6 protein-coding genes, 1 tRNA gene and 1 pseudogene are annotated in these 9,096 nt (G+C 64.7%); 7 read left to right on the plus strand and 1 reads right to left on the minus strand.

Annotated features, from left to right (window positions below; genetic code table 11):
* Positions 1 to 78 precede the first annotated feature (78 nt).
* From AHiyo1_RS07835 to AHiyo1_RS07865, 7 genes and pseudogenes are all read left to right on the plus strand, one after another.
* Positions 79 to 151 (plus strand) — tRNA-Arg (locus tag AHiyo1_RS07835).
* A gap of 1 nt (position 152) precedes the next feature.
* A complete protein-coding gene (locus AHiyo1_RS07840; RefSeq protein WP_253257207.1) occupies positions 153 to 608 on the plus strand; it encodes a DUF6314 family protein in 456 nt (151 codons plus the stop codon).
* On the plus strand, positions 605 to 1,021 hold the full coding sequence (locus AHiyo1_RS07845) for an NUDIX hydrolase (RefSeq protein WP_059388181.1): 417 nt from the start codon (positions 605 to 607) through the stop codon (positions 1,019 to 1,021). The genes AHiyo1_RS07840 and AHiyo1_RS07845 overlap by 4 nt, the downstream gene beginning before the upstream one ends.
* 147 nt (positions 1,022 to 1,168) lie before the next feature.
* The gene (locus AHiyo1_RS07850) at positions 1,169 to 1,486 is read left to right on the plus strand and encodes a hypothetical protein (protein WP_148667461.1); all 318 of its coding nucleotides are present in this window, start codon (positions 1,169 to 1,171) and stop codon (positions 1,484 to 1,486) included.
* A gap of 77 nt (positions 1,487 to 1,563) precedes the next feature.
* Complete coding sequence (locus tag AHiyo1_RS07855) at positions 1,564 to 3,177, plus strand: glycosyltransferase family 2 protein (protein WP_172465524.1); 1,614 nt, start codon at positions 1,564 to 1,566, stop codon at positions 3,175 to 3,177.
* A complete protein-coding gene (locus AHiyo1_RS07860; RefSeq protein ID WP_059388184.1) occupies positions 3,174 to 6,488 on the plus strand; it encodes a PAS domain-containing hybrid sensor histidine kinase/response regulator in 3,315 nt (1,104 codons plus the stop codon). The genes AHiyo1_RS07855 and AHiyo1_RS07860 overlap by 4 nt, the downstream gene beginning before the upstream one ends.
* Positions 6,489 to 6,541: 53 nt before the next feature.
* A pseudogene (locus AHiyo1_RS07865) lies at positions 6,542 to 7,415 on the plus strand (GGDEF domain-containing response regulator).
* A gap of 15 nt (positions 7,416 to 7,430) precedes the next feature.
* Here AHiyo1_RS07865 and AHiyo1_RS07870 read toward each other — a convergent pair.
* A partial coding sequence (locus AHiyo1_RS07870; protein WP_059388186.1) for an ABC transporter ATP-binding protein occupies positions 7,431 to 9,096 on the minus strand: 1,666 nt, incomplete at its 5' end.

Genomic DNA, 9,096 nt, shown 5'->3' on the forward strand with positions numbered 1-9,096 from the left:
CGAGGGCCGCCCCGGCAGCTTGTATGCTTGTATGCGTGCCCGGCGAGCGGCTCCCAGGAGCTTCCAGCACGCGCACAGGCCCTCGTAGCTCAGTGGATAGAGCACGGCTCTCCTAAAGCCGGTGTCGTTGGTTCGATTCCAATCGAGGGCACTTGAAAGACCAGCTGCGCGAATCGTCTCCGACGCAAGACCTGCGGGCTTACCTGCTGGGCAGCTGGACCGTGGAACGGTCTCTGTGGGACCGGGCGGGCGGCACCCGCGGTACCTTTGCCGGCGTCGTGCGCTATTCGGAAACCCCCGACGGCGGTCTCTTCCTTCGCGAAGACGGCACCATGACCTGGCCCACCCACACCGGCCCCGCCTTCCGCGAATACCTCCTGCGGCCTTCCGACTCCCCCGAAGCCATGGATGTCTACTTCCCTGATGGGAAACCGTTCCACCGCATGAGCTTCCGCGACCACGCCAACCAGGACACCCACTGGTGCGATCCCGATGACTACAAAGTCAATTACCTCTGGGGCGGGCCGGATGCCTTCAGCTACGCCTGGGACGTGCACGGACCAGCCAAGGACTTGCTGCTCGAATCCCGGCTAAGGAGAGAGACATGACCAGCAACAGTCCAGCCAAGGACCTGATAGTAGTCAGCGCGGTCTGCGTCTACGACGACGCCGGACGGCTGCTGACCGTGCGCAAGCGCGGCACGGACAAGTTCATGCACCCCGGCGGCAAGCCCGAGCCAGGTGAAACCGCGGCGGAGACGGCATCCCGCGAGCTGGCCGAGGAAGTCGGAATCGAGATCGACCCGGCCGACCTTGAGGCCTTGGGGAGTTGGCTCGCCGTCGCCGCCAATGAGGCCGCGACTGACATCGAGGCCACCGTCTTCACCGCACCGGGCACGTGGGAAGCCCGCCCTTCGGCCGAGATCGCAGAGATCCGGTGGTTGGATCTCTCTGCTGAACTTCCGGACGATTTGGCTCCGCTCCTGACGGACCACGTCCTGCCCCTGCTCGCGAAAAAGTAGGCCTTCCCGCTCCCGGAAAAGCCATGCGTGTCGGGGCCTGAACTTCCCTGTTTTGCCATGAAAATCCGGTGAGAACTGGCTATAGTGATCGCACAGTTTGTTTTAACTTGATACAGGCTGCATTGTCAGATCCAGCTGGGGGATCGCATGCAATCTCTTGAACAGCGCCGACGCGTCCGGGGGGACGTCGGCGGAGAACGTCCGCAGTTCCGTGACACTCCTGTGGAGGTCAAGGCGTACTCGACGGCCGGAATGGCCGGCTGGGCGGCGCAACTGGGTTCTCCCGCGCCCGAAGCTCCCCGTTCCCGCAGAATGGCCAGGACCGGCGGGATAGCTGCGATAGCAGCGTTGTTGCTCTACCTGACGTGGCGGGTCGCATTCACCATGCCGCTTGGTGGCGGGGATCTTGTCATCGCGTGGACGCTGGTGACGTTTGAGGCCCTTCCCCTGATAGGCTGGTCCTGAAATCCATCACTCTGTGGAACATCGACTGTTATGCGCCTGAGCCGGTTGCCGAAGCTCCCAATGGCATGAAGGTCGCCGTGCTGATCCCCACGTATAACGAGCCGGTCGAAGTCCTTGCGCCCACCATCGCCGCGGCCTGCGCGCTTCAACCGCGCCACGAAACGTGGGTATTGGATGATGGAAGCCGCCCGTGGGTTGCCGAGATGTGCGCATCCTTCGGTGCAAGAGTGGTCACCCGCGCCGAGCACGACCATGCCAAGGCGGGCAACATGAACCATGCATTGGATTTGATGGCTGCGGAGGAAGCAGCCGGAAAAGACCCAATAGACGTCATTGCCGTGCTCGACTGCGATCACGTGCCCCTCCCAACATTCCTGACGGCCACCTTGGGTTGGTTCGCCGACGAGGAAATCGCCCTCATCCAGGGGCCGCAGGCGTTCTACAACTCAGGAGCCTTCGACGACGACGGCATCTCCGGCGAACAGGGGTTGTTCTTCAACGTCCTGATGCCTTCGCGCAATGTTCCCGGTGCAGGACCTTTCTGGTGCGGTTCAACCTCGCTGCTCCGGATCAAGGCGCTTCGCGAGGTAGGTGGAGTAGCCACCGAGACCATCACCGAAGACATGCACACCACCCTCAAGCTCATCCGGCTCGGGTGGAAGACCGTGTACCACCACCAGACCCTGGCAGTTGGCCTGGCCCCGGCAACGGCCGATCAATACCTGCTGCAGCGCAGACGCTGGGGCATGGGCGCGATGCAGATCCTGACCTACGAGCGCCTTTGGGCGGCCAAGAGCTGGATGACCTGGCGGAACTTCCACGAATACATCAACGGAACCTTATGGTGGCTTGAGGGCATTGCCACCTTGATTGCCTTCATCATCCCCATGGCGGTCATGGTCTCCGGCGCGCAGACCTCCACCGCCGGGCCCGTTGAGTTCACCCTTGCCTTCGCCGCCATGTTCTGGGTGCGTTTGTGGGGCGCCAAGAGGCTCATGCGCCACCAGATCCACTGGCCGACGGCGTTCGCCCTGCGGATTTTCCGGGTTCCTGTCGGGATGGCCTGCCTTTGGTGGCTCGTTTCCCGGAAGTCCTTGGAGTTTCAAGTCACCCCGAAAGGCGCCGCGGAACTTCGACTCCGCGGAAGGGCCCCGCGGATCCTCATTGTGCTGATTGTCATCGTGGGCGCGATTATTCTCTATGCGACGGCCGGAGTCCTCGGTTGGGTGCCCTGGCGGACGAGTCCTGGCTCCACGATTGCCGCCGGAGTCTGGCTGGTGCTGGCGGGGGTTGTCTTGGTGCTGGGGACGCTCCGGATCAGGGCCGCCGAATTCGCCACATCACGCAGGAGCGCCCACAGGGTCACCGTCAAGGTACCTGTCACGGTTTCCGGGGTCCCGGGCCAACTGCTGGACATTTCCATGGGAGGCGCCGCAGTCCGGGTCGGGGCGGACGCGCTGCCGGAATCAGGCCGCGTACTCTTGGAACTCCCGGGAGACGCACGGATCCCCCTGGATATCGTCCGGGTGTGGTCTAGTTCGAAGGGAGAATACACTGCTTCGCTACGGGTTCGTGACCGCGACTGGGAGGCGTACCGCAGGCTCTCGCTCTGGCTGTTTCATACTCCCGATAACGCACTGCCCGGCTTTCCTCCCGGGGTCCCTGCCGTCGCAACCCGCGAGTCGGCATGAACGGCCACGCCTTGCGTAGGCCCGCCCTCGCCTGGACTGTTATCGTCACCGCTGCGGCGGTGGCCATCCTGGCGGCGATCCTCGGCGCAAACCAAGGGACGTCCGGGGCCCAGTCAGCCGGTGACCTCGCCATCCTGGCAGCATCGCTGCTCGCCACAGCCAGTTGTGCATGGGCGGGGCGGCGCAAGGATGAAAGCGCCCGTGCGTGGCGGGTCATGGGCCTAGCCACGCTGATCTGGACCACCGGACAAGCGATCTGGACCTTCTACGGCTTGACGCTCGATCACGACTACCCCTACCCCTCCGTGGCCGACGCCGCTTTCGTCGGCTATTCGATCCCTGCCGCCATAGCCCTCTACTTGTTCCCTCGTCCCCGGGTCTCCTCGGTTGCTTTCCTGCGTGCACTCCTGGATTCGGCAGTGATTGCGTCCGCAGTGCTGTTCATGAGCTGGGCTACCGTCCTCGGCTCCATGTACAAGGCCGAAGGGCAGGAGACCCTCGTCCACCTCACCGGCCTCGCGTATCCGGTTGCCGACATTGCGATGGTCTCCATCGTCCTCATGCTCACCATGCGGAGGGCACCAGGGGAACGCCTCAGGTGGGTCTGCCTGGGTGGCGGACTCCTCGTCCTTGCGATCACTGACAGTACGTACGTGGACCTGACGTCCGAGGGCGTCACAGGTCTCACCGGAACTCCCCTGGCGGCAGGCTGGATCACGGCGTTCCTGCTGATAGCCCTCGCCCCGCTGGTCCCCTACGCCCCGCGTCCCCGGACGGAGCGGCGCCTCTACACCTTGGCCCTGGAACTGCTCCCCTACGTCCCTGTCCTGGGTGCCGTGATGGTGGCGCCCATCCGGGTCGGGCGTCCCGGGGACCCCTTCCTCCAGGCCGTGGGGCTCACTGCCCTGGCCCTGGCCATCACCCGCCAGATTCTGATCATCCTCGAGAACATCAACCTCACGCGGGATCTCGAATCCAAGGTTGCCGAGCGTACAGCGGAACTTGAAGGTCTCGGCGCGATCGTCAACTCCTCAGCGGATGCAATCGTGGGCAAGTCACTGGACGGTGTCATCACCAGCTGGAATCCCGGAGCCGAACGGATCTACGGATACAGCGCCGCCGAGGCAATCGGCAGGCATGTTTCCTTCATCATTCCGGACGAACTTCAGGAGGAGGAAGAAGAGCTCTTGGCGGGCATCCGGGCCGGCGGGGAAACCCACAGCTACGAAACAGCACGGGTCCGCATCGACGGCTCCATCGTTCCCGTTTCCCTGACGATGTCTCCGATCCGCGGCACCGGCGGCATCCGCGGAGTCGCCACGATCGCCCAGGACATCACCGAACGCAGGATCGCCCAGGCCGAGTTGGTGACCGCCCGGGAAGCCGCCGAGGAAGCCAGCCGCTTGAAGTCGGAGTTCCTCGCGACGATGAGCCATGAGATACGCACGCCGATGAACGGAGTGATCGGGCTGACCGGATTGTTGCTGGACACCCCCTTGGAGGAAACCCAGCGCCAATATGCCGAAGGCGTCAAGGGCGCGGGCGAATCCCTGCTGTCCTTGATCAATGACATCCTGGACTTCTCGAAACTCGAAGCAGGCAAGGTCGATCTGGACCCTGCTCCCTTCAATCCACGCACCTTGGTGGAGGAACTCGCGGTCCTCCTTGCCGAGGCCGCACAGGCCAAAGGCCTGGAGCTGATTGCGTACTGCCGCCCGGAGGTTCCGGCGATGCTGGTGGGCGACGCCGGCCGCATCAGGCAGATCCTGCTCAACCTGGCCTCGAACGCCGTGAAGTTCACTCCCTCAGGGGAAGTTGTCATCAGCGTGAAGCTCGTGAAGCAAGAATCCGCGAACGTTCGTGTACGCTTCGAGGTCCGCGACACCGGGATCGGGATCGACGCGGCAGACCACCACAGGCTCTTTGAGTCGTTCTCGCAGGCCGATGCCTCCACTACCCGGCGGTACGGCGGGACCGGCCTTGGACTGGCGATCTCACGGAGGCTTACAGAGGTAATGGGCGGCGAAATCGGGGTGGACAGTTCCTTGGGCAACGGGAGCACCTTCTGGGCCACCCTTCCCTTGGCAGTGAGCGAAGCTGCGGCAGCTCCGGCGTCGATCTCGCCCGACCAGCTCACGGGACTCCGGGTCCTTGTGGTGGATGACAACTCGACCAACCGATTGGTGCTCGAGGGGCAATTGGCTGGCTGGCGGATGAAACCGGAAGCTGTCAGCGACGCCCAACAGGGCCTGGACCGCTGCCGCGAAGAGGCCGCCGCCGGACGTCCCTTCGACATTGCGGTGCTCGACATGTGCATGCCGGACATGAACGGCTTGGAGTTGGCACACCAGCTGAGCACCGACGTCGCGCTCGCATCCACCCGGATCATCATGCTGACGTCCACCATGAATGTGGACAAAGCCGAACTCGTGGCCGCCGGGGTCCAGGAATGGCTGACCAAGCCGGTGCGCAGCTCCGAGTTCTACGACCGCCTCATGCGTCTTGTCGCGGCCCGCCCGCTCGCGGCTCCCGTGGTCCTTCCAGCCATCCCGGTGACCATCAGCCAGCCTTCGCGCGGCCTGATTCTCGTCGTCGAGGACAACGAGGTCAACCAGCTCGTGGCCCGCAGCATGGTTGCGAAGCTCGGGTACGAGGCCGACGTCGTAGCTGATGGCAGCGAAGCAGTTGCCGCCACTGCGGCCACAGAGTATGCCGCGGTCCTGATGGACTGCCATATGCCCGTCATGGACGGATTCGAGGCCACCAAAGCCATCCGGGCACGGCACGATGGGCGCAGGCGGCTGCCGGTCATTGCGATGACGGCAGGCGCACTCGATGAGGATCGTGAGCGCTGCCTTGCGGCCGGCATGGACGATTATCTGACCAAACCGGTGGACGTGGACAAATTGGAGCGGGTTCTCTCGCGATGGATACCGGAAACATCGAAGGAAGGCGGCGGCACTGTCCTCGACCCCGCGAGGCTGGAAACGTTGCGTGACCTCGGTCCGGCAGACGGGCTCGGGTTGCTGCCCGCCGCCGCCCAGGCCTTCAGGCAAGACATCCAACCGAGCCTGGAGGCACTCCGCCACGCTTTGGACAACGGAAGCCGAGACACTTTCAGGCACGTTGCCCACAAGCTAAAAGGAGCCGCAGCCAACATCGGGGCCGCGCGCGCGGCACGGATGTGCGAGGAATTGGAACGCAGCTCATCAAGCGGCGGGCCTGTCGATCCCGCGCTCCTGGCCGGCCTTGAGGCCGAACTGGGACTTGTTGACAAAGCGTTGGACCACGCCCTGTCGGTGGCCTCGTGAAGGTCCTGGTGGCGGACGACGATTTCGGTTCGCGTCTCGTGGCGAAGGCGGCAGTGGAGCAGTCCGGCCACGAATGCATCGTGGCCGCGGACGGCAACTCCGCTTGGGAGCTGTACAGGCAACATCGGCCGCAAGTTGTGGTGACTGACCTGATGATGCCCGGGCTCAACGGACTGGAACTCTGCCGCGCCATTCGCAGCGCGGAAGAGGACTCCTACACCTACCTTGTCCTTGTCACCTCGAAAGATTCACGCGAGGACGTCGTCGCGGGCATGCAGGCCGGTGCTGACGACTACGTGGCCAAGCCGCTTGACCCGTTCGCCCTGCATACCCGGCTGCTCGTGGCTCAAAGGGTGACTTCGCTGCACACCGATCTTGCACGCTACCGTGCCGCGCTCGCGGAGCAAGCGCGCACCGATCCCCTGACGAAGCTCCACAACCGGCTGAAGCTCTCGGAGGACCTGGAACAGCTGCACCACAGATGCGCCCGTTACGGAACGGACTACAGCCTGGCGATCTGCGACGTGGACAACTTCAAGAGATATAACGATCTTTATGGCCACCAGGCCGGAGATCTCGCATTGCAGTCGGTTGCGGCCTCCCTTGCCGCCCAAGCGCGAAAGCGACGGAATCTACCGCTTCGGCGGGGAGGAATTCCTCTTCCTGCTGCCGGGCCAGACGGTATCCGGCGCAGAAGCCAGGCTCGCCCGCGCTCTGGAGGCCGTGCGGGAGCTGGGCATCGCGCACTCAGGTAACCCCTCGGGTACCCTGACCTTGAGCGCCGGTCTCTCGGCCTTTGTGCCCGGCCATCGCGTCAGCAGCGAGCGGCTCCTCAAAGAGGCCGATATGGCGCTGTACGCGGCCAAGTCCGCCGGCAGGAACCGCGTGGAAGTGGCCCCGGAAGTCCGTCAACACACCAGGAGCTGAAGCCCGGCACCGCGCCTACAGCTCCGGAACAGCTTCCTGTGCCACAGCCGTCGCCTCAGCGAACTGAGTGTTGTACAACTCTGCGTAGCGCCCGTCTGCGGCGAGGAGCTCTGCGTGCGTGCCGCGCTCAATGATCGATCCGTCCTCCACCACCAGGATCACGTCGGCGGCCCGGATGGTGGAGAGCCGGTGGGCGATCACGACGGCGGTGCGTCCCTCGAGTGCCTCGCCCAAGGCCGCCTGGACCGCGGCTTCGCTGGTGGAATCCAAGGCTGCCGTTGCTTCGTCGAGGATGACGACCCTGGGTTGGGCGATGAGGAGGCGTGCGATGGTGAGCCGCTGGCGTTCTCCTCCGGAAAGGCGGTAGCCGCGCTCCCCCACCACGGTCTCCAGGCCATCCGGCAAGGAACGGACCATCGCTTCGAGCCTGGCGCGCCGGAGCACGTCCCACATTTCCTCGTCCGTCGCTCCCGGCCGGGCCAACCGCAAGTTGGAGGCGATGCTTTCATGGAAGAGGTGGCCGTCCTGCGTGACCATGCCCAGGGTCGCCCGGAGGGAATCGAACGTTGCGTCCCGGATATCCAGGCCGGTACCTCGCCCATGCCCGCCCAATCGCACGGCGCCGGAGTCGACGTCGTACAGCCGGGACAGCAGCTGGGCCACGGTGGACTTGCCCGCGCCGGAGGACCCCACGAGCGCAACGGTCTGCCCGGGCTCCACGCGGAAGCTGATTCCGTGCAGGACCTCCTCGCCGCCGCGGGTATCAAGCGTCGCCACTTCCTCCAGCGAGGCAAGGGACACCTTGTCCGCGGACGGATAGGCGAAGCGGACGTCGTCGAACTCCACCGCAACAGGGCCCGAAGGCACCGCGACGGCGTCGGGCTTCTCCTGGATGAGCGGCTTGAGGTCCAGGATCTCGAAGACCCGCTCGAAGCTGACCAGCGCGCTCATGACCTCAACGTGGGCACTGGACAGTGCGGTAAGCGGCGCATACAGGCGGGTAAGCAGCAGCGCCAGTACGACGACGTCGCCCGCGGCCAGTTGCCCGCTCAGCGCAAGCCAACCGCCCAGTCCGTAAACGAGTGCGAGGGCCAGGGCGGAAACGAGGGTCAGTGCGGTGATGAACGTGAACTGCAACATGGCGGTGCGGACGCCGATGTCACGCACACGGCCGGCGCGCAGGGCGAACTCGGCGGACTCTTCGTCCGGGCGGCCGAACAGTTTGACGAGCGTGGCGCCGGGTGCGGAGAACCGCTCCGTCATTTGGGTTCCCATGGCCGCGTTGTGGGACGCGGCTTCACGACGGAGGTCGGCCAGCTTGGAGCCCATGCGGCGTGCGGGAATGAGGAAGATCGGCAGCAGCACCATCGCGAGGACGGTGACGAGCCAGGACGTGTTGAGCATGACAATGAGGGTCAGCGCCAAGGACACGACGTTGCTGACTACACCGGAGAGAGTGCCCGCGAACGCCGACTGGGCTCCGATGACGTCGTTGTTGAGCCGGCTGACGAGGGCTCCGGTACGGGTCCGGGTAAAGAAGGCGATGGGCATGCCCTGCACATGGTCGAACACCCGCGTCCGCAGGTCGACAATCACGCCTTCGCCGATCACGGAAGACAGCCACCGGGTCAGTAGTCCCACTCCGGCGTCGGCGACGGCCACGGCAGCGATGAGCGCGGCC

The sequence above is a fragment of the Arthrobacter sp. Hiyo1 genome (assembly GCF_001263615.2).
GTDB lineage: Bacteria > Actinomycetota > Actinomycetes > Actinomycetales > Micrococcaceae > Arthrobacter.